19 protein-coding genes and 1 pseudogene are annotated in these 20,359 nt (G+C 68.9%); 12 read left to right on the forward strand and 8 right to left on the reverse strand.

Going from position 1 to position 20,359, the window contains the following annotated elements; all coding sequences use genetic code 11:
- Positions 1–53 precede the first annotated feature (53 nt).
- Together M4V62_RS09125 and M4V62_RS09130 are read right to left on the reverse strand one after the other, a co-directional pair.
- Positions 54–497, reverse strand: a complete 444-nt coding sequence (locus tag M4V62_RS09125; protein WP_249586736.1) for an SRPBCC family protein — start codon at positions 495–497, stop codon at positions 54–56.
- Positions 498–606: 109 nt separating this feature from the next.
- Positions 607–1,002, reverse strand: coding sequence for a VOC family protein (locus tag M4V62_RS09130; RefSeq protein WP_249586737.1), 396 nt, complete (start codon positions 1,000–1,002; stop codon positions 607–609).
- A gap of 133 nt (positions 1,003–1,135) precedes the next feature.
- Between M4V62_RS09130 and M4V62_RS09135 the strand changes: the two genes are divergently transcribed.
- The 3 genes from M4V62_RS09135 to M4V62_RS09145 all read left to right on the forward strand — a co-directional run bounded on the left by M4V62_RS09135 (position 1,136) and on the right by M4V62_RS09145 (position 4,320).
- The gene (locus M4V62_RS09135; RefSeq protein WP_249586738.1) at positions 1,136–2,182 is read left to right on the forward strand and encodes an Rv2578c family radical SAM protein; all 1,047 of its coding nucleotides are present in this window, start codon (positions 1,136–1,138) and stop codon (positions 2,180–2,182) included.
- A 122-nt stretch (positions 2,183–2,304) separates the two neighbouring features.
- On the forward strand, positions 2,305–3,873 hold the full coding sequence (locus M4V62_RS09140; protein ID WP_249586739.1) for an alpha/beta hydrolase: 1,569 nt from the start codon (positions 2,305–2,307) through the stop codon (positions 3,871–3,873).
- 54 nt (positions 3,874–3,927) lie between these two features.
- Entirely contained in the window at positions 3,928–4,320 is a 393-nt protein-coding gene (locus M4V62_RS09145; protein WP_249586740.1) for a RidA family protein, read from the forward strand.
- Between the two features lie 41 nt (positions 4,321–4,361).
- Here the strand turns inward: M4V62_RS09145 and M4V62_RS09150 are convergent, their stop codons facing one another.
- Positions 4,362–4,931, reverse strand: coding sequence for an adenylosuccinate lyase (locus M4V62_RS09150; RefSeq protein WP_249586741.1), 570 nt, complete (start codon positions 4,929–4,931; stop codon positions 4,362–4,364).
- Between the two features lie 346 nt (positions 4,932–5,277).
- On the opposite strand from M4V62_RS09150, the gene M4V62_RS09155 reads away from it, so the two are divergent.
- The 9 genes from M4V62_RS09155 (at position 5,278) to pssA (ending at position 16,173) form a co-directional block, all read left to right on the forward strand.
- The gene (locus M4V62_RS09155) at positions 5,278–7,059 is read left to right on the forward strand and encodes a 3-hydroxyacyl-CoA dehydrogenase family protein (protein WP_249586742.1); all 1,782 of its coding nucleotides are present in this window, start codon (positions 5,278–5,280) and stop codon (positions 7,057–7,059) included.
- A 145-nt stretch (positions 7,060–7,204) separates the two neighbouring features.
- Positions 7,205–8,008: a TetR family transcriptional regulator gene (locus M4V62_RS09160; RefSeq protein WP_237330317.1), complete on the forward strand. Its 804-nt coding sequence runs from the start codon at positions 7,205–7,207 to the stop codon at positions 8,006–8,008.
- A 409-nt stretch (positions 8,009–8,417) separates the two neighbouring features.
- Positions 8,418–9,755 carry a crotonyl-CoA carboxylase/reductase gene (gene ccrA, locus M4V62_RS09165; RefSeq protein ID WP_249586743.1) on the forward strand — a complete coding sequence of 446 codons (1,338 nt, stop codon included), beginning with the start codon at positions 8,418–8,420 and terminating at the stop codon, positions 9,753–9,755.
- A gap of 17 nt (positions 9,756–9,772) precedes the next feature.
- Positions 9,773–11,800 (forward strand): protein meaA, encoded by a 2,028-nt coding sequence (locus M4V62_RS09170; RefSeq protein WP_249586744.1) that lies wholly within the window; start codon positions 9,773–9,775, stop codon positions 11,798–11,800.
- Positions 11,797–12,762 carry an HpcH/HpaI aldolase/citrate lyase family protein gene (locus M4V62_RS09175; protein WP_249586745.1) on the forward strand — a complete coding sequence of 322 codons (966 nt, stop codon included), beginning with the start codon at positions 11,797–11,799 and terminating at the stop codon, positions 12,760–12,762. Before M4V62_RS09170 ends, M4V62_RS09175 begins: the two co-directional genes overlap by 4 nt.
- Positions 12,763–12,764: 2 nt before the next feature.
- Positions 12,765–13,289 carry a MaoC family dehydratase gene (locus M4V62_RS09180; protein ID WP_249586746.1) on the forward strand — a complete coding sequence of 175 codons (525 nt, stop codon included), beginning with the start codon at positions 12,765–12,767 and terminating at the stop codon, positions 13,287–13,289.
- A 2-nt stretch (positions 13,290–13,291) separates the two neighbouring features.
- On the forward strand, positions 13,292–14,497 hold the full coding sequence (locus M4V62_RS09185; RefSeq protein ID WP_249586747.1) for an acyl-CoA dehydrogenase family protein: 1,206 nt from the start codon (positions 13,292–13,294) through the stop codon (positions 14,495–14,497).
- Positions 14,498–14,666: 169 nt separating this feature from the next.
- The gene (locus tag M4V62_RS09190; RefSeq protein WP_249586748.1) at positions 14,667–15,332 is read left to right on the forward strand and encodes a phosphatidylserine decarboxylase; all 666 of its coding nucleotides are present in this window, start codon (positions 14,667–14,669) and stop codon (positions 15,330–15,332) included.
- A complete protein-coding gene (gene pssA, locus M4V62_RS09195; RefSeq protein ID WP_249586749.1) occupies positions 15,319–16,173 on the forward strand; it encodes a CDP-diacylglycerol--serine O-phosphatidyltransferase in 855 nt (284 codons plus the stop codon). Before M4V62_RS09190 ends, pssA begins: the two co-directional genes overlap by 14 nt.
- 112 nt (positions 16,174–16,285) lie before the next feature.
- Here the strand turns inward: pssA and M4V62_RS09200 are convergent, their stop codons facing one another.
- The 5 genes and pseudogenes from M4V62_RS09200 to M4V62_RS43865 all read right to left on the reverse strand — a co-directional run.
- Entirely contained in the window at positions 16,286–17,551 is a 1,266-nt protein-coding gene (locus tag M4V62_RS09200) for an ABC transporter substrate-binding protein (RefSeq protein WP_249586750.1), read from the reverse strand.
- Positions 17,548–18,663: a branched-chain amino acid ABC transporter permease gene (locus M4V62_RS09205; protein ID WP_425575023.1), complete on the reverse strand. Its 1,116-nt coding sequence runs from the start codon at positions 18,661–18,663 to the stop codon at positions 17,548–17,550. Before M4V62_RS09205 ends, M4V62_RS09200 begins: the two co-directional genes overlap by 4 nt.
- Entirely contained in the window at positions 18,656–19,546 is an 891-nt protein-coding gene (locus tag M4V62_RS09210) for a branched-chain amino acid ABC transporter permease (protein ID WP_249586751.1), read from the reverse strand. Before M4V62_RS09210 ends, M4V62_RS09205 begins: the two co-directional genes overlap by 8 nt.
- Positions 19,543–19,812, reverse strand: a complete 270-nt coding sequence (locus tag M4V62_RS43860; protein WP_430626888.1) for an ABC transporter ATP-binding protein C-terminal domain-containing protein — start codon at positions 19,810–19,812, stop codon at positions 19,543–19,545. The genes M4V62_RS09210 and M4V62_RS43860 overlap by 4 nt, the downstream gene beginning before the upstream one ends.
- Positions 19,786–20,298 (reverse strand): annotated as a pseudogene (locus M4V62_RS43865) (ABC transporter ATP-binding protein); the annotation flags it as partial. The pseudogene M4V62_RS43865 and the gene M4V62_RS43860, both read right to left, overlap by 27 nt.
- Positions 20,299–20,359: the final 61 nt, after the last annotated feature.

Raw genomic sequence — 20,359 nt, forward strand, 5'->3', positions numbered from 1 at the left:
CCTTATGGGCTACCGGAGTTGAGGACCGGTCAGGTGTCGGTCTACTTCTCGACCTACTTCTCGACCTGGGCGGCGAGCTTGCCGAGCACCTCGTCGTAGATCCGCCCGAGCCCCTTGGGGGCGAAGGTCTTCTCGAAGAAGCCGCCGATGCCGCCCGCGCCGTTCCACACGGTGGAGACGACCACGCGCGCCTTGCCCTCCCCCGCCGGGGTCACGGTCCAGGTGGTGACCATGGAGGAGTTGCGGTCCTTCTCGACGAGCTGTCCGTCGGTCGGCTCGGTGACCTCGAGGAGGCAGTCCCGGATCCGCTTGCTGGTCGCCTGGAGCTTCCAGTGGACGAGCGTTCCCTCGCCGTCGCCGCCCTCACGCACCTCGAACTCACTGAAGTGCTCCGACAGGATCTTCGGGCGCGTGCCTTCGTAGTCGGCAAGCGCGTCGAAGACGTCCTCCGGCTGCGCCGTGATGATCCGCTCCGTGGTCGCCTCGACCTGCGCCATGGCACTTCCTCCAGCACTCGGTTGTTACTCGGGGGTGGTTCGCGGAAAGCCAACCACCCTGCGTACCGGCGTCCCAAATCGGGGTCCCGGCAACGGCGTGCGGCCCCGCTCAGGGGCGACGGCCCGCGAGGACGCAGAACTCGTTCCCCTCCGGGTCGACGAGCGTGACCCAGTCCTCGTCGCCGGTCTGGCCGACGTCGGCATGCCGGGCACCCAGGCCGAGCAGGCGGCGGACTTCCTCGTCCTGCTCCCTGTCGGTGGGGTTGACGTCGATGTGGAGCCGGTTCTTGACGGTCTTGCCCTCGGGCACGCGCGCGAAGGTGAGCGCCGGAGGCACCGGCCCGGGACGCTTCTTGCCCTCGGGCACCAGAGGGGAGCCGATGATGACGACCCCCTCGTCCGGGTCCTCCTCCTGCACCTCGTAGGCGAGGACCGAGCACCAGAACCGGGCGAGAGCGCCGGGATCGGCACAGTCGATCGAAAGCTCGGTGAACTTGCTGGTCACGTCATGACCTCCCGGTCGAGTGGCGGGTCAGCCGAAGGCCACACGCTAGCCGCAGAGAGGGCCCGGCCCACTCCCCCGCACGATCAAGGGAACATGTGTTCTATTGTGTGGTCAGTGCTACCGAGGAGGCGTCATGCGCTGGGAGAACCTCGCCGACGGGCCGTCACGGGGTGTCGCGAATGCCGCGCTGTTCGGCGCGGACGCGGTCACGACCAGGACCTTCAACACACCCGAGTTCTCTGGAATCACCTTCCACGAGATCCGGGCCAGAACGATCGTGAACCGGGTGCCGGGAGCATCCCGCATGCCCTTCGAGTGGACGGTCAATCCGTACCGCGGCTGCTCGCACGCGTGCGTCTACTGCTTCGCACGCAAGACGCACAGCTATCTGGACCTGGACACGGGCCTCGGCTTCGACAGCCAGATCGTGGTCAAGGTCAACGCCCCCGATCTGCTGCGCCGCCAGCTCGCCTCGCCGCGCTGGCACGGTGAGCACATCGCCATGGGCACGAACGTCGACTGCTATCAGCGGGCCGAGGGGCGGTACGCGCTCATGCCCGGGATCATCGCCGCCCTGCGCGATCACGCGAACCCCTTCTCCATCCTCACGAAGGGCACGCTGATCCTGCGCGACCTCGAACTGCTGCGCCAGGCCGCCGCCGTCACCGACGTCGGCATCTCCGTGTCCGTCGGCTTCGTCGACCAGGAGCTGTGGCGCACCGTCGAGCCGGGGACGCCCGCTCCGGAACGGCGGCTCGACGTCGTACGGACGCTGACCGAGCACGGGATCGGCTGCGGGGTGCTCATGGCGCCCGTGATCCCCTTCCTCGGGGACCGGCCCGAGCAACTGCGGGCGACCGTGCGGGCCATCGCCGCATCGGGGGCGACCTCCGTGACGCCGCTCGTGCTGCATCTGCGGCCCGGAGCGCGCGAGTGGTTCATGGCGTGGCTGGAGCAGCACCACCCCTACCTCGTACGGCGCTACGAGCGGCTGTACGCGGAGGGTGCCTACGCGCCCAAGTGGTACCAGCGCCGGATCACCCGGCACGTGCACGAGCTGGCCCAGGAATTCGGCATCGGGCCCGCGCGCGGGGGCGCCGCCCGCCGCATCCGCGTACCGGAGCAGCCAGAGACCGAGCCCGAGCCCCGGCCCGGAGGCACTCAGCTCACCCTGCTCTGATCTTCATACTGCGCCTTTCAGGTCATTTATCGTCAAAAACGCACCTTCTGGGTGGAGTTTCCGGGACGATGCCGCCGGGACCGCGGCACCCGCGGCCCGTACTCCCCATCCTTGGAGGCCGGATGAACAGACGCGCCGTCGCCCTGTGCGGCGTCGCCGCGGTGGTGGCCTCGATGGTCACGGCCGCGGTACCCGCCGCGAGCGCCGACACCGCGAGCACCCCGCGCACCGCCCCCCTCACCTGGGAGAAGTGCGCGACCAAGGACCACCCCACGCTTCAGTGCTCCTCGCTCGACGTCCCGCTCGACCACGACCTGCCGGACGGCCGGCAGATCACCCTCGCCCTGTCCCGGGTCCCGCACACCGCCAAGAAGTCCCAGGGCCCGCTCCTGGTCAACCCCGGTGGCCCCGGCGGCAGCGGTCTGTCCCTCGCGGGGTTCGTCGCGAAGACGCTGCCCGCGAAGGTGTCGGCGCAGTACGACGTCATCGGCTTCGACCCGCGCGGCGTCGGCAAGAGCAAGCCTGCCCTGGACTGCCGCCCCGGCCACTTCGACCCGGTGCGCCCGGACACCGTGCCCGCCACGCCCGCGATCGAGAAGGCCAACCTCGATCGGACGCAGGCCTTCGTGACGGCGTGTGCCGAGAAGTACGCGGACGTCCTGCCGTTCATCGACACGGTGAGCGCGGTCAAGGACATGGACGCGATCCGCGGCGCGCTCGGCGCCAAGAAGATCAACTACTTCGGCTACTCGTACGGCACGTACCTGGGCGCCGTCTACGGAAAGCTCTTCCCGGACCGCGTGCGCCGCATGGTCCTCGACTCGGTCGTCGACCCCACGGGGGTCTGGTACGACGACAACCTCCAGCAGGACTACGCCTTCGACACCCGTCACAAGGCCTTCGCGGCCTGGGTCGCCAAACACCACAAGACGTACGGGCTCGGCAAGGACCCGGCAAAGGTCGAGGCCAAGTGGTACGCGATGCGGGCGGCCGTCGCCAAGAAGCCCGCGGGCAAGAAGGTCGGCGCCGGTGAACTGGAGGACACCTACCTGCCGGGCGGCTACTTCAACGGCTACTGGCCTTTCCTCGCCGAGGCGTTCGCCTCGTACGTGAACGACAAGGACGCGGATCCGCTCGTGGAGGCGTACGAGAACTTCGGCGCCGTCGACGCGGCGGGCGACAACGGCTACAGCGTCTACACGGCCGTGCAGTGCCGTGACGCGGGCTGGCCGCGCGACTGGAGCACCTGGCGCGACGACAACGGGAAGGTCCACGAGAAGGCGCCGTTCATGACCTGGAGCAATGCCTGGTACAACGCGCCATGCGCGTACTGGCCGACGGGCTCCCTGGAGCCGACGAACGTGGCCAACTCCGACCTGCCGCCGGTGCTGCTCTTCCAGGCGACGGACGACGCGGCCACCCCCTACGAGGGCGGCGTCACGATGCGCCGCAAGCTGCACGGATCGAGCCTCGTCGTGGAACAGGGTGGCGGCAACCACGGCATCACCCTCTCCGGAAGCACCTGCCTGGACGGGCACTTGGCGGCCTATCTGGGGAAGGGCAAGGTGCCGCGGAGCGGCGGCGAGGTCGACGCGGTGTGCGAGGCGCTGCCCGACCCGAAGCCGATGAGCACCAAGAGCGGTGCGGGACGCGGGGCCGCGCTGCACGGACTGCTCGGCTTCCGCGGCTGAGCAACGACGCGGCCCGTCGGGGGCGTTGGGACAGCGGTGGTCCAGGATGGACCCATGAGCCGACTGACCCACATCAACGCCCCCAGCGGTGTCTTCCCCGCCACCCAGTACACGCACGTGGTCATGGGGACGGGCCGCTTCGTGGCGATCGCCGGTCAACTCGCCCTGGACAAGGACGGGAAGCTCGTCGGCGAGGGCGACCCGGCCGCCCAGGCCCGGCAGGTGTTCGACAATCTGTGGCACTGCCTCGTGGCCGCGGGCGGCAGCTTCCGGGACGTCGTGAAGCTGACGTACTACGTCACGGACATGGCGTACATGCCCGACATCCGGGCGGCGCGGGACACGTACATGGATCCGGAGCGCCTCCCCGCCGCATCCGCGGTCCAGGTCTCGGCACTGGTCGCGCCGCAGTTCCTGATGGAGATAGAGGCCTACGCCGTCCTGTAGACCAGCACGGCAGACCGGTCGGCGGATCCGATCGGCCCAAGCTAGCCGGGCAATCGGGCCAGGGCCGCGGACGCCGCGGCCGCCAGGCGCGGGAACCCGCACGCCTGCGTCAGGACGGGCCTGGCTCGCGGGTCCCCCAGCGCCCCCAGGCCCTCCACGCACGCGAGCGCGATCTTCCCGTACGGATCGTGCGGGGCGAGCCTGCGCCCCAGCGTGGTGATCAGGGCGGGCGCCGACTCGGGCGCGCGCAGCTCGGTGAGCAGACGCACCGGGTACAGGGCGTACGCGACGCGGAGCTCATTGGTGGCCAGGGCGGCTGCCGCCCTGGCCGTACGCGGGTCGCCGAGGCGGGCCAGGGCGTACGCCGCGGCCGCGCACCGCGAGGGGTCCCGGTGGTTCAGGAGCAGCACCAGGGACTCGAAGGCCCTGCTGTCCCCGGCGGCGCCGAGCCGGACCGCCGCGAGCTCCCGTGCCCACAGTGGCTGACCCGCCGCGGCGAGCACCTCCGCCAGTTCCTCCACATCGCCGGTCGCGACCAGCCTCTCGTAACTCTCCGAGACTCCCGCCTCGCGCCGTAAGCGTTCCGTCACCGTCCGCAACTCCACGTCCATGACGGGGAGCCTATCCGCGATGTAGATCACAAACCCCGGGGACTGGCGCGCTCGTTACTCGCCGGTTAATCTCATGTGAGCGGGGCACACTCCCCGTCAGCAGTTCCTTACCTCGCAGCGGCCTGGTGACGCAGCCACTGCGAGTGCTTGTCGGTTCGGTGCTTCGAGCACCTCAGCTCCACCCCAGTACGACGCGGCTCCGGGACAGAGCCGGTCGACTCTCACGGGCGTGTGCGTTCTCGCCGCCCGGTCACGACACGCAGCAGCTCACCTTCCGTACGCCGCGCCGCCGTTGCCGCGCGCCGCGTGCGCCCCTCAGTCGTCACTCACTTCCTGGAGTCCACGCATGGACACTCCCTTGAACACCGTCGCCGTGATCGGTCTCGGCACCATGGGCACCGGCATCGCCGAGGTCCTGGCCCGCGCCGGACGCGAGGTCATCGGCATCGACATCAGCGAGGCCGCGGGCGCCCAGGCCGTCGCCGCCATCGAGTCGTCGACCGCGCGTGCCGTGCGCCGTGAGCAGCTCACCGAGGACGAGCGGCGTGACGCGCTCGCCCGCATCCGCACCTTCACCGACCTGCAGGCCGCGTCCGAAGCCGACCTGGTGATCGAGGTCGCCCCGGAGTCGTACGAGATCAAGCAGCAGCTCATCCGCGAACTCGACGGCGTCGTGCGCCCCGAGACGATCATCGCGACCGGCACGAACGCGCTGTCCGTGACCCGCCTGGCCGCCGAATCGGCGCGCCCCGAGCGGGTGCTCGGCCTGCACTTCTTCAACCCGGCCCCGGCGATGAAGCTGGTCGAGGTGGTCTCGTCCGTGCTTACCGCGCCCGCGGCCGTCGCCTCCGTCACCGACCTGGCGTACGCGCTCGGCAAGGAGCCCGTCGCGGTCGGCGACCGGCCCGGATTCGTCGCCGACGGCCTGCTCTTCGGCTACCTCAACCAGGCAGCGGCGATGTACGAGGCGAAGTACGCGTCCCGTGAGGACATCGACGCCGCGATGCGGCTTGGCTGCGGCCTGCCGATGGGCCCGCTGGCGCTGCTCGACCTGATCGGCGTCGACACGGCCCGCACGGTCCTTGACGCGATGTACTCCGAGTCGCACGACCGGCTGCACGCGCCCGCGCCGATCCTCAAGCAGCTCAGCGAGGCGGGCCTGACCGGCCGCAAGTCGGGGCGTGGCTTCTACTCGTACGAGGCACCCGGCAGTTCGGTCGTGGTGCGCGACGCGCTGACCCCGCCGGAGGACGGCAGGCAGGGCGGCGGGCGCACCATCCGCTCGGTCGGCGTCGCCGGGTCCGGGACCATGGCGTCCGGCATCGCCGAGGTCTTCGCCAAGGCCGGTTACGACGTGGTGCTCGCCGCGCGCAGCGAGGAGAAGGCCGAGAAGGCCAAGTCCCGTATCGGCAAGTCGCTTTCGCGGTCCGTCGACAAGGGCCGCATGACGGCGGAGACCGCGGCCAAGACCCTGGACCGGATCACTCCGGCCGGTACGTACGACGCGTTCGCCGATGTCGACCTGGCCCTTGAGGCGGTCGCCGAGGACCTGGAGATCAAGCAGCAGTTGTTCGCGGCGCTCGACAAGGTCTGCAAGCCGGGCGCGATCCTGGCGACCACCACCTCGTCCCTGCCCGTGGTCGCCTGTGCCCGCGCCACCTCGCGTCCCGGCGACGTGATCGGGATGCACTTCTTCAACCCGGCCCCGGCGATGAAGCTGGTCGAGGTGGTCCGCACGGTCCTCACGGACGACGACGTGCACGCGACGGTCCGGCAGGTCTGCGCGACCATCAAGAAGCACCCGGTGGACTGCGGCGACCGCGCGGGCTTCATCGTGAACGCGCTCCTGTTCCCCTACCTCAACAACGCGATCAAGATGGTCCAGGAGCACTACGCGACGCTCGACGACATCGACGCCGCGATGAAGCTCGGCGGCGGCTACCCCATGGGCCCCTTCGAGCTCCTGGACGTCGTCGGCCTGGACGTCTCGCTGGCCATCGAGAAGGTCCTGCACCGCGAGTTCCGCGACCCGGGCCTGGCCCCCGCTCCCCTGCTCGAACACCTGGTGGCCGCGGGCTGCCTCGGCCGCAAGACCGGCCGCGGCTTCCGCGAATATGCCCGACGGTAGGCCGGAAGCGGACGGGAGCGCGCCCGACGGCAGACCGCGCACGGACTGGGGCGGGCTGCTCGAACCGTCGGGCGGCCCCGTCCCGCCGCCGCTCAGCCCCGTCCCACAGGCGCACTCGGCTGCGCATATGCAGTACGTTCGGGTCATGCCCAAGGCCGCCAAGTCCTCACGTACGCCCGCTACGCCCGACGCTCCGGAGAGCGCGGCCGGCAGCCGCGCCGCCGCCCAACGGCTCAAGATGCGCCGGGAGCTGGCGGCCGCGGCGATGGAGCTCTTCGCGTCCAAGGGGTACGAGGCGACGACGGTCGACGAGATCGCCGCGCAGGCCGGGGTCGCGCGCCGGACCTTCTTCCGGCACTTCCGCTCCAAGGAAGAGGCGATCTTCCCGGACCACGACGACACGTTGATCCGGGCGGAGGCGGTCCTGAACGCGGCGCCGCCGCACGAGCACCCGCTGGACACCGTGTGCCGGGGCATCAAGGAAGTCATGAAGATGTACGCCGCGTCGCCCGCGGTGTCCGTCGAGCGGTACCGCCTGACGCGCGAGGTCCCCACGCTGCGCGAGCGCGAGATCGCCTCGGTGGCCCGCTACGAACGGCTCTTCACGCGCTATCTCCTGGGCCACTTCGACGAGCAGGCGCACCACGACGGCAACGACGATCCGCTGCTCGCGGAGGTCGCGGCCTCCGCGGTGGTGACCGCGCACAACCACGTCCTGCGCCGGTGGCTGCGTGCGGGCGGCCAGGGCGACGTGGAGACCCAGCTGGACCACGCCTTCGCCATCGTCCGCAGGACCTTCGGTTCGGGCATCGGGGCGGGGCGTGACACGACCACCGCTCCGGCGGCCTCGGTGAGCACCGGCGGCGACGTCCTGGTCACCGTGGCACGGACGGACGCACCGCTCGACGAGATCATGCGGACGATCGAGAAGGCACTGCGGGAGTCGTAAGGTCCTACTCCGTACCGTTTCGTCCTGGGCTTTCGAGGGGGCGCTACCCACCGGTAGCGCCCCCTCTGTCATGCCGCCACACCCTCTGACCTGCACTGATCGATCATCCATCAAAAATTGATGGCACTCAGTGTCTTGCCCACTGGCACGCGGTGTCATACGTTGATGTTGTCCGGGCGGCCGGCGTGCAGAGAACATCCGTACGCCGGCTGTCCCCACAAGCCACGGCTCGTGCGCCCGGACGCCTGCGTCACAGGCAACCTCCCGCGCCACACCAAGCGCTGCCGAGCATCACCCTTCGCCGAACCGACGGCACACCCTCCACCACCTGCACCAGCAGCACCCGACGTAACCCTCAAGAGCGTGCTCCCCTCAGAGGGGGGGGCCGCACTTCGCCGGAGGCATCACCGTGAAGGAAATCCTGGACGCGATCCAGTCGCCGGACACCACGTCCGCCGACTTCGCCGCTCTCCCCCTGCCCGACTCGTACCGCGCGATCACCGTGCACAAGGACGAGGCGGAGATGTTCGCCGGGCTCGAGACCCGCGACAAGGACCCCCGCAAGTCGCTGCACCTGGACAACGTTCCGGTGCCCGAACTCGGCCCGGGTGAGGCCCTGGTGGCCGTCATGGCCTCCTCGGTCAACTACAACTCGGTGTGGACCTCGATCTTCGAGCCCGTGTCCACCTTCAGCTTCCTGGAGCGGTACGGCCGGCTGAGCGAGCTCACCAAGCGCCATGACCTGCCCTACCACGTCATCGGTTCCGACCTGGCGGGCGTGGTGCTGCGCACCGGACCCGGCGTGAACGCCTGGAACCCCGGCGACGAGGTCGTCGCGCACTGTCTGAGCGTCGAGCTGGAGTCCTCCGACGGGCACAACGACACGATGCTCGACCCCGAGCAGCGCATCTGGGGCTTCGAGACCAACTTCGGCGGCCTGGCGGAGATCGCCCTGGTCAAGTCCAACCAGCTCATGCCCAAGCCCGACCACCTCAGCTGGGAAGAAGCCGCATCCCCCGGCCTGGTCAACTCCACCGCCTACCGCCAGCTCGTCTCGCGCAACGGCGCCGGCATGAAGCAGGGCGACAACGTCCTGATCTGGGGCGCCAGCGGCGGCCTCGGCTCCTACGCCACCCAGTTCGCCCTCGCCGGAGGCGCCAACCCCATCTGCGTCGTGTCCAGCCCGGAGAAGGCCGACATCTGCCGCGCCATGGGCGCCGAGGCGGTCATCGACCGCAACGCCGAGGGCTACAAGTTCTGGAAGGACGAGCGCACCCAGGACCCCAAGGAGTGGAAGCGCTTCGGCAAGCGCATCCGCGAACTCACCGGCGGCGAGGACATCGACATCGTCTTCGAACACCCCGGCCGCGAGACCTTCGGCGCCTCCGTCTACGTCACCCGCAAGGGCGGCACGATCACCACCTGCGCCTCCACCTCGGGCTACATGCACGAGTACGACAACCGCTACCTGTGGATGTCCCTGAAGCGGATCATCGGCTCGCACTTCGCGAACTACCGCGAGGCCTGGGAAGCCAACCGCCTCATCTCCAAGGGCAAGATCCACCCCACCCTCTCCCGCGTCTACTCCCTCGAAGAGACCGGCCAGGCCGCCTACGACGTCCACCGCAACCTCCACCAGGGCAAGGTCGGCGTCCTCGCCCTCGCACCCCAAGAAGGCCTCGGCGTGCGCGACCCCGAGATGCGGGCCAAGCACATCGACGCGATCAACCGCTTCCGGAACGTCTGAGGGCTGAGGGTTCGCACATGACAGAGCGTCAGAAGGACCGGCCGTGGCTCATGCGGACCTATGCCGGTCACTCCACGGCCGAGGCGTCCAACGAGCTGTACCGGCGCAACCTCGCCAAGGGTCAGACGGGCCTCTCGGTCGCGTTCGACCTGCCCACGCAGACCGGCTACGACCCGGACCACATCCTCGCCCGCGGTGAGGTCGGCCGGGTCGGTGTCCCCGTCTCGCACGTCGGCGACATGCGGCGTCTTTTCCAGGACATCCCCCTGGACCAGATGAACACCTCGATGACGATCAACGCCACGGCCATGTGGCTCCTGGCGCTCTATCAGGTGGTCGCGGAGGAGCAGGGCGTGGACATCACGCAGCTCCAGGGGACGACGCAGAACGACATCGTCAAGGAGTACCTCTCGCGCGGGACGCACGTCTTCCCGCCGGTACCCTCCCTCCGCCTCACCACCGACATGATCACGTACACGGTGGCGCACATCCCCAAGTGGAACCCGATCAACATCTGCAGCTACCACCTGCAGGAGGCCGGGGCCACTCCGGTGCAGGAGATCGCGTACGCGATGTCCACCGCCGTCGCCGTCCTCGACGCCGTACGCGACTCCGGGCAGGTGCCGGACGAAAAGTTCGGTGACGTCGTCGCCCGTATCTCCTTCTTCGTGAACGCGGGCGTCCGCTTCGTCGAGGAGATGTGCAAGATGCGGGCGTTCGGCCGCATCTGGGACCGCATCACGCGCGAGCGGTACGGCATCACCAATCCCAAGCAGCGCCGTTTCCGCTACGGCGTGCAGGTCAACTCGCTCGGCCTGACCGAGGCCCAGCCCGAGAACAACGTCCAGCGCATCGTCCTGGAGATGCTGGCCGTCACGCTCTCCAAGGACGCACGCGCGCGTGCCGTGCAGCTGCCCGCCTGGAACGAGGCCCTCGGCCTGCCGCGGCCGTGGGACCAGCAGTGGTCGCTGCGCATCCAGCAGGTGCTCGCCCTGGAGAGCGATCTCCTGGAGTACGAGGACATCTTCGAGGGCTCGCATGTCATCGAGGCCAAGGTGGAGTCCCTCGTCGAGGAGTCGCTCGCCGAGATGGACCGCATCGAGCAGATGGGCGGCGCGATGGCCGCCGTCGAGTCCGGCTACCTGAAGTCGCAGCTGGTCTCCTCGCACGCCGAGCGCAGGGCGCGCATCGAGTCGGGCGAGGAGAAGATCGTCGGCGTCAACGCCTACGAGTCGACCGAGCCGAACCCGCTCACCGCGGACCTGGACACGGCGATCATGACGGTCGACCCGGCGGTCGAGAACCGCGTCGTGAAGGCGCTTGAGCACTGGCGCGGCACCCGCTACCAGCCGCCGTTCAACCACCCGCGCCCCTGCAAGGCCCTGGAGAAGCTCAAGGAGGTCGCCGCGGGCACGGGCAACCTCATGGAGGCCACCCTGGAGTGCGCACGCGCCGGTGTGACGACCGGGGAGTGGTCCGGCGCCCTGCGGGAGGTCTTCGGGGAGTTCCGGGCGCCCACGGGCGTCTCCAGCGCTCCGGTGGCCGTCACCGCGGAGGCGGGCACGCCGCTCGCCCTCGTCCGCGACAAGGTCGCCAAGACCGCCGCCGACCTCGGCACCGGCAAGCTCCGCTTCCTGGTCGGCAAGCCGGGCCTGGACGGGCACTCCAACGGGGCCGAGCAGATCGCGGTGCGCGCCCGTGACGCCGGCTTCGAGGTGGTCTACCAGGGCATCAGGCTCACGCCCGAGGAGATCGTCGCCGCGGCGCTCGCCGAGGACGTGCACGCCGTGGGTCTCTCGATCCTCTCCGGCTCGCACGCGCAGCTCGTGCCGGACGTCCTGGTGCGCCTGCGCGAGGCGGGCGCACCCGACATCCCCGTCATCGCGGGCGGCATCATCCCCAACAGCGACGCCGAGGACCTGAAGGCGGCAGGTGTGGCCGCCGTCTTCACCCCCAAGGACTTCGGCATCACCGAGATCATCGGCCGTATCGTCGACGAGATCCGGAAAGCGAACAAGCTCGACCCTCTGGAGGTCCCCGCATGACCGCGCCCATCAACCGCCTTCGCCCCCGCCGCTCGTGTCTGGCGGTACCGGGTTCGAACCCGCGCTTCCTGGAGAAGGCCCAGGGCCTCCCCGCCGACCAGGTCTTCCTGGACCTGGAGGACGCCTGCGCGCCGCTCGCCAAGCCGGAGGCACGGCACACCATCGTCAAGTTCCTCAACGAGGGCGACTGGACGGGCAAGACGCGGGTCGTGCGCGTCAACGACTGGACGACCGAGTGGACGTACCGCGACGTGGTCACGGTCGTCGAGGGCGCGGGCCAGAACCTCGACTGCATCATGCTGCCGAAGGTGCAGACCGCCGACCAGGTCGTCGCGCTCGACTTCCTGCTCACGCAGATCGAGAAGACGATGGGCTTCGAGGTCGGCAAGATCGGCATCGAGGCGCAGATCGAGAACGCGCAGGGCCTCAACAACGTCAACGCGATCGCGCAGGCGTCCCCGCGCGTCGAGACGATCATCTTCGGCCCGGCCGACTTCATGGCGTCGATCAACATGAAGTCCCTGGTCGTCGGCGAGCAGCCGCCCGGCTACCCCGCGGACGCCTACCACTTCATCCTGATGAAGATCCTGATGGCGGCCCGCGCCAACAACCTCCAGGCGATCGACGGCCCTTACCTCCAGATCAAGAACGTCGACGGCTACCGCGAGGTCGCGAACCGCGCCGCGGCCCTCGGCTTCGACGGCAAGTGGGTCCTGCACCCCGGCCAGGTCGAGGCGGCCAACGAGGTCTTCTCGCCCTCCCAGGAGGACTACGACCACGCCGAGCTGATCCTGGACGCCTACGACTACTGCACCTCCGAGGCCGGCGGCAAGAAGGGCTCCGCGATGCTCGGCGACGAGATGATCGACGAGGCGAGCCGCAAGATGGCGCTCGTCATCTCCGGCAAGGGGCGCGCCGCGGGCATGACGCGCACCTCCAAGTTCGAGATCCCGGAGGCCTGACCATGCAGTTCGGCCGCACCTACGAAGAGTTCACCGTCGGGGACGTCTACAAGCACTGGCCCGGAAAGACGGTCACCGAGTACGACGACCACCTCTTCTGCCTCCTCACGATGAACCACCACCCCCTCCACATGGACAGCAACTATGCGGAGAAGACGACCGACTTCGGGAAGAACGTCGTCGTGGGAAACTACATCTACTCGCTGCTTCTGGGCATGTCCGTGCCGGACGTCTCGGGCAAGGCGATCGCCAACCTGGAGGTCGAGTCGCTCAAGCACGTGGCGCCGACCTTCCACGGCGACACGATCTACGGCGAGACCACGGTCCTGGACAAGACTCCGTCGAAGTCCAAGTCGGACCGCGGGATCGTCCACGTGGAGACCAAGGGCTACAAGCAGGACGGCACGCTGGTCTGCGTGTTCCGCCGCAAGGTGATGGTCCCCACCGAGACGTACATCAAGGAGCGCGGAGGCGAGCAGCCCGGCCGCCCGGAGCTGCTCGACCCCAAGAAGAGCCAGGAGAAGTAGCCATGAGCCGACTCGCGCAGACCGCAGGTCTCACCGACATCCAGCAGGAGATCCTGGCCACGGTCCGGGACTTCGTCGACAAGGAGATCATCCCGGTCGCCACGGAGCTGGAGCACCGTGACGAGTACCCGCAGCAGATCGTGGACGGTCTCAAGGAGTTGGGCCTCTTCGGGCTCATGATCCCTGAGGAGTACGGCGGTCTGGGCGAGTCGCTGCTCACGTACGCCCTGTGCGTCGAGGAGATAGCGCGTGGCTGGATGTCGGTCTCCGGCATCATCAACACCCACTTCATCGTCGCCTACATGCTCAAGCAGCACGGGACGCAGGAGCAGAAGGACACCTTCCTGCCGCGCATGGCGGCCGGCGAGGTGCGCGGCGCGTTCTCCATGTCGGAGCCCGCACTCGGCTCCGACGTGTCGGCGATCACGTCCAAGGGCGTCAAGGACGGCGACGAGTACGTCCTCAACGGTCAGAAGATGTGGCTGACCAACGGCGGAACGTCGACTCTGGTGGCCGTTCTGTGCCGAAGTGACGAAGGACACCCCGAGGGCACGGCGCCCCACAAGTCGATGACGACCTTCCTCGTCGAGAAGGAGCCCGGCTTCGGAGAGGTCCGGCCCGGCCTCACCATCCCCGGCAAGATCGACAAGATGGGTTACAAGGGCGTCGACACGACCGAACTCATCATGGACGGACTGCGAATTCCGGCCAATCGCGTGCTCGGCGGGACGACCGGACGCGGTTTTTACCAAATGATGGACGGCGTCGAAGTCGGTCGGGTAAATGTCGCGGCGCGTGGCTGCGGTGTCGCGCAGCGTGCATTTGAGCTCGGTGTCTCGTATGCCCAGCAACGCCACACTTTCGGCAAGGCGATCGCCCAGCACCAGGCGATCCAGTTCAAGCTGGCCGAGATGGCTACCAAGGTCGAGGCCGCCCATGCGATGATGGTGAATGCAGCACGCAAAAAGGACTCCGGGGAACGAAACGACCTCGAAGCAGGGATGGCGAAGTACCTCGCCTCCGAATACTGCAAAGAAGTCGTAGAGGACGCGTTCCGGATTCATGGCGGTTATGGCTTCTCGAAGGAGTACGAGATCGAGCGCCTGTACCGTGAGGCTCCGATGCTGCTGATCGGCGAAGGTACCGCCGAGATCCAGAAAATGATCATTGGACGGCGACTGCTCGAAGAGTATCGATTCCAGGGCTAGATGCCCGATTTGGGGTGTTTTCATCGAGAACAAGGTCACACCCTGTCAACACTCTTCGGCCGTCGACTCCGCTTCCTGGCTTGCCCAGTTGTGGCTCGCAACCGATACCATCCGGAAAAAGCCGCCGTCCCCCGTTCATGCGCGGCATCATCCGCTACGAAGGTCATCCATGCCCCACAGCCAAACCTCTGCACCACGCGACAGCCTCGCTGGCGTACGCCTTGCGCGCGGAGCATCGCCGTGGCTCCTGCCGACTGTCGCCACCGCGGCACTCAGCCTCGTGCGTGCGCGTCGCGCCCCCAAGCCGGGGGTTGCCGCGGCCATCGCCGTGCCTGCCACCGCTCTGGCGGCGGGCATGCTGTGGTTCTTCCGCGACCCCGAGCGCGACATCGCCCAGGGCCGGGTCATCTCCCCGGCCGACGGCGTGGTGCAGAGCATCATGCCGTGGAAGGACGGGCGTACCCGCGTCGCGATCTTCATGAGCCCGTTGAACGTCCACGTCAACCGCGCGCCCCTCGCGGGCACGGTGACGTCCGTGGAGCACATCCCCGGCGGGTTCGTCCCGGCGTTCAACAAGGAGAGCGAGAACAACGAACGCGTTGTCTGGCACTTCGACACCGAGCTCGGTGACATCGAGATGATCCAGATCGCGGGCGCCGTCGCGCGGCGCATCGTTCCTTACGTGCCCCAGGGCACGAAGGTGGAGCAAGGCGAACGGATCGGCCTGATCCGCTTCGGCTCCCGCGTGGACATCTACCTCCCGGAGGGTGTCGACGTGGACGTCGAGGTCGGTCAGAAGACCGTGGCTGGGGTGACTCGAATTGACCGTGGTTGATCCTGAGACACAAGCGGGCTGGGTGCCCGAGGCGGCCGAGGACGAGGCCGACGAGGAGATGCCTCTCTCACTCCGCCTCTCAATAGCGGACACCCTCACGCTCGGTAACGCAACGTGCGGCTTCATGGCGGTGTACTTCACCACCACGGGCATCCTCATCCCGCACCTCCAGGGCAGCAACGAAAGCGGCATGGCGCGGCACTCCGCCGCGACCGCCGTGATCCTGATGCTCTGCGCGGCCGTCTTCGACCTCTTCGACGGGCTCGTGGCACGCAAGCTGCGGTCCTCGCCGATGGGCGCCGAGCTCGACAACCTGTCGGACCTGATCAGCTTCGGTCTGGCCCCCGCGTACTTCGTGCTCGTCTACGGCATGGTCGCCGACGACGCGCACCAGAGAGTGGCCGCGGTCGGAGCGATCGTCGTGCTGTTGGCGGTGGTGCTGCGGCTTGCGCGGTTCAGTTGCGTGACCGTGAAGGACGGCACCTTCCAGGGCATGCCCTCGCCCTTCGGCGCGCTCACGGTCGTCTCGATCGTGCTCCTGGAGCTGCCCTTTGTGGCGACGCTCCTGGCGATCATCGGTACGGCGTGGCTCATGGTCAGCCGGGTCGAGTACCCCAAGCCGCGGGGTCCCCTCGCGGTGGCGATGCTCGCGTGGATCGTCGCGGCCATGGGGCTGCTGGCGGCCTGGGCCTTCGAGGCTCCCGGTGGCCAGCTGCTGCTCCAGACCGGCTGCGCGCTGCAGCTGGTGCTCGGCGCGGTGATCCCGCTGTTCGCCACGGCCCGCCGGGTGAACAACTTCCGGGACAACCGGCGTGAGGCGCGGGCGGCGCAACTGCCGTAGCGGCGCTTGAGCGGTTTGAAGGGGGGCCTGAACCGGAATGGTTCAGGCCCCCCTTCGCGTGCCGTCTGTCGCCCTCCGGGCTCGTCCTCAAACGCCGGACGGGCTGAAAACCTCAGGCGCCCGGTGTATATCCCTCGGCCGCCGCCGAGGCGCCCGGCTCCCTGGCCACCTTCATGCCGCCCGTCACGTTCTTGTCGGGCCGCAGGATCACGCTCTCCTTCGAGGAGGGCGCCTTGGGGTCGGTGAAGTTCTGGTCGACGCCGAGGCCCGTGTCGTAGGCGTTGATCGTCAGGAGCGCCTTGTCGACGCCCTCACGGGTGAGGTCCTTGCTCTTGCACGCCTTCTTCAGTGCCTCGCCGAAGATGGACGCCGCGGTCCAGCCGGCCGACACGCCGTTGTCCAGGGCGTCCTTGGGGTACGCCGCCTTGTAGTCGGTGACCAGCTTCTTCGCCACGGGGGTGTCCGCGCCGATCGGGAGGGTCGGCGAGGCCACGTAGTAGTTCTTCGCGAGGGCCGGGCCCGCCTGCGTGCCCAGGAGCTGGGGCGCGAACGCCGAGTTGTTGCCGATGATCGGGACGTCGAACTTGCCCGCCGCCGCGACACCCACCAGTGAGGCCGCCTGACGCGGACCCGCACTGATCACCACGCCCTTCACCCCGGCCTTCTTCAGGGCGGCGACCTGCGCCGTCATGTCGTTGTCGGTCGCCTTGATCTTCTGCTCGACGACGGTGAGGCCCGACTTCTTCGCCATGTACTGCGAGCCCTTCAGGGCGTTCTCGCCGTAGTCGCCCTCGAAGTAGACATGGCCGAGCTTGTCGCCCTTCTTGAGGCCCTTCTCCTTCATCAGGAAGTCGATCGCGTTGATCGTCTCCAGGTCGTACGTCGAGCCGATCACCCGGACGTACGGGCTGCCCAGGAGGTTCGCGGACCAGGCCTGCGGCAGTACGAGCGCCTTGTCCGCGTCGACCCGCTGCTTGACCGCGGCGACGAACGGGGAGCCGATGAACTGGGCGAAGCCAAGGACGTCCGGCTCCAGCTCGGTGTACCCGGCGACCGCCTTCTGGGGGTCGTAGCCGTGGTCGCGGACGGTCAGCTTCAGCTTGCGGCCGCAGATGCCGCCGTCGGCGTTGGTCTGCTTGACGTAGAGCTGCTGGGCCTGGGTGACGCTCTTGCCGAGGGTCGCGTAGACACCGGTCATGTCGGTGAGCACGCCGAGCGTGATCGCGTCGGACGAGACGCCGACGCCGGTCTTGATCCCGCCCGCGCTCTTCTTGTCGCCCTTGTCGTCCTCCGCCTTGGAGCTGCAACCCGCCACCGCAAGCAGCGCGGCAAGTGCCGTAGCCGTCGCGGTGGCCCTTTTCAATGTGCGTGAACTCATCGTTCCTCCCCTGGAGTTGGGCCGGACGTCGGCCTGGAGCGCCGGGCGGCGAAGCTGGCCAGGCCGCCGGGCAGGAACAGCACCACCGCCACGACGGCGGCACCGTACAGATATCGGGACGCCTCACCCGGTGTGATCCCGCCACTGCCGGGGGCCGAGACCAGGGGCAGCGCGTCGCTGTACCGGGTCAGGAGCTGCGGAAGGAGGGACACGACGGCCGCACCGGCCACCGCGCCCGCCACCGAGCCGAGGCCGCCGATGACGATCATGGCGAGGTATTCGAGGGACAGCGTGATGCCGAAGTAGTCCGGCACCGTGCGCTGGAAGACGAGGGCCAGCAGGACCCCGGCGAGGCCCGCGTACATCGACGACAGGACGAAGACGCCCGCACGGTAGCGGGCGACGGGCACCCCGATGACGCCTGCGGCGATGCGGTGGTCGCGGATGGCGTTCATGGCGCGCCCCGGCCGCCCGCGCAGCACGCCGCGGGCGAAGAGTCCGCAGCCGAAGAGGAGGAAGAGCCCTGCGTACCAGAGCTTCTCCGACGACCCGAACGGCACGGCGGCCACGACGAGCTCGCTGTCGTCGAAGGTGATGCCGAAGAGGCTCAGGGGCGGCACGTCGCGTCCGTTGGAGCCGCCGGTCAGGTCGTGGGCGTTGAAGAGCACGTGCTGCCCGATGAAGATCAGGGCGAGGGTCGCGATGCCGAGGTACGCGCCGCGCAGACGCCCCGCGATGGGGCTGAAGAGCCCGCCCGCGATCCCCGCGACGATCACGGCGAGGGTGGCCGCGATCCAGGTGGGGAGCCCGAGTCCGGTCAGGCCGTCCTCCCCGTCCCCCGCGAAGACGCAGTATCCGTACGCGCCGATCGCGAGGAAGAAGGCGTGCCCCATGGAGAGCTGGCCGGTCGCGCCGGTGAGGAGGTTGAGGCCGATGGCGCCGATCGCGGCCGCCATGGCGAAGAGGCCCGCCTGGAGCCAGAACCGGTCGAGGTAGAAGGGCAGGGCGAGCAGGAGGACGGCACCCGCGATCCAGACGTACGTCCGCGGGCGCGTCAGCCGCGTACGGCCTCGGGAGCGCAACTCCCGCCCACGGGCCAGGACTTCAGACACGGGTGAGCTCCTTCGTGCCGAAGAGTCCGGCGGGCCGGATGAGGAGAATGATGGTCATCACGAGGTAGGGCGCGAGGTCGCCGAGACCCCTTCCCAGGAAGGTCAGTTCGCTCTGGTACCCGGTGGCGAGCGACTCGGTGACCCCGACCACGAGCCCGCCGACGAGAGCGCCCGTGGTGGAGTCGAGCCCGCCGAGGATCGCGGCGGGGAACGCCTTCAGCGCGGCCAGCGAGGTGGCCCGTTCGAGCCCCGGGGTCGGGAAGACGGTGAGGAAGAGCGCCGCCACGGCGGCCAGGCCGCCCGCCACCGCCCAGGCGCCGAGCGAGACCCTGCCCAGGCGCACGCCCATCAGGGCCGCCGTCTCCGGGCTCTCCGCCGCGGCGCGCATCGCCACACCCCAGGAGGTGTAGCGGAAGGCGAGCAGGAAGACGGTGATCAGGAGCGCGGCGGAGACGAACGCGGCGATCCGCGTGTGGGCGATGGAGACCGACCCGATGGTGAGCACGGAGTCGCCCCAGGGGTCGCCGAGGGAGAGAACGTCGGTGCCCAGGCGGCGGGTGAGTTCGGTGGTGAGCAGGATGTCGACGCCGATGGTGACGATGGCGAGGACGCTGTGGTCCGAGCCCCGGTAGCGCCGCATGACGAGGAACTCGATGGCGGCGCCGACGACGGCGGCGCCCGCGATGCCGACGAGCAGCGCCGGCCAGAAGCCGATGTCGTCGTGGAGGATCGCGGTGATGTAGCCGCCGGCCAGGAGCAGCGAGGCGTGCGCGAAGTTCACGACTTCGGTGGCCCGGAAGATGACGACGAAGCCGAGAGCGATGAGGGCGTAGACGGAGCCCATCGCGAGACCGTTGAGAAGCAGCTCGACGAAGGTGGTCATGACGTGGCCTCCTCTCCCAGGTAGGCCCGCACGACCGCCGGGTCGTTCTGCACGGCCGCCGGGGCGCCGTCCGCTATGCGCCGGCCGAAGTCCAGTACGGTCACCGCGTCCGCGAGCCGCATCACCACCCCCATGTCGTGTTCCACCAGGACGATCGAGATTCCGAGGCTGTCGCGGACGCCCGCGATGACGGCCGCCGTGCGGCGGCGCTCGTCCGCGGTCATGCCCGCGACGGGCTCGTCGAGCAGGAGCAGCCGTGGCTCCATGCACAAGGCGCGGGCCAGTTCGGCGAGTTTCTGCTGCCCGTACGGCAAGGAGCCCGCCGGTGCGTGCAGTTGATGTTCGATGCCCACGAACGCCGCTATCTCCCGGACGCGTTCGCGGTGTACGCGCTCCTCGCGGGCGGCCGACGGCAGGCGAAGGCCCGCGGCGAGGAATCCAGTGCGGGTCAACCGGTGACGGCCGAGCATCAGGCTGTCGGCGACCGTCGCGCGCGGCGGCAGGGCGAGGTTCTGGAAGATCCGTGCGACGCCCAGGTCGGCGATGCGGTGCGGAGGCATCGCCGTCAGCTCGTGCTCACCGAAGCGGACGCTGCCGCCGGTGGCGCGGTACACGCCGGACAGGACGTTGAAGCAGGTGGACTTCCCCGCGCCGTTGGGCCCGATGACCGCGTGCACGGTGCCGGGCCCGACGGTGAAGCTGACGGCGTCGAGCGCGGTGAGACCGGCGAAGCGGACGGTCAACTCCCGCACCTCCAGGGCGGGTACGTCGACCTCCTCCTGCGGTGGCACATCGGCCGCCGTGTGGTCCTCG

Origin of the sequence: Streptomyces durmitorensis, assembly GCF_023498005.1 — a bacterium.
In the GTDB taxonomy this organism is placed as follows: Bacteria; Actinomycetota; Actinomycetes; order Streptomycetales; family Streptomycetaceae; genus Streptomyces; species Streptomyces durmitorensis.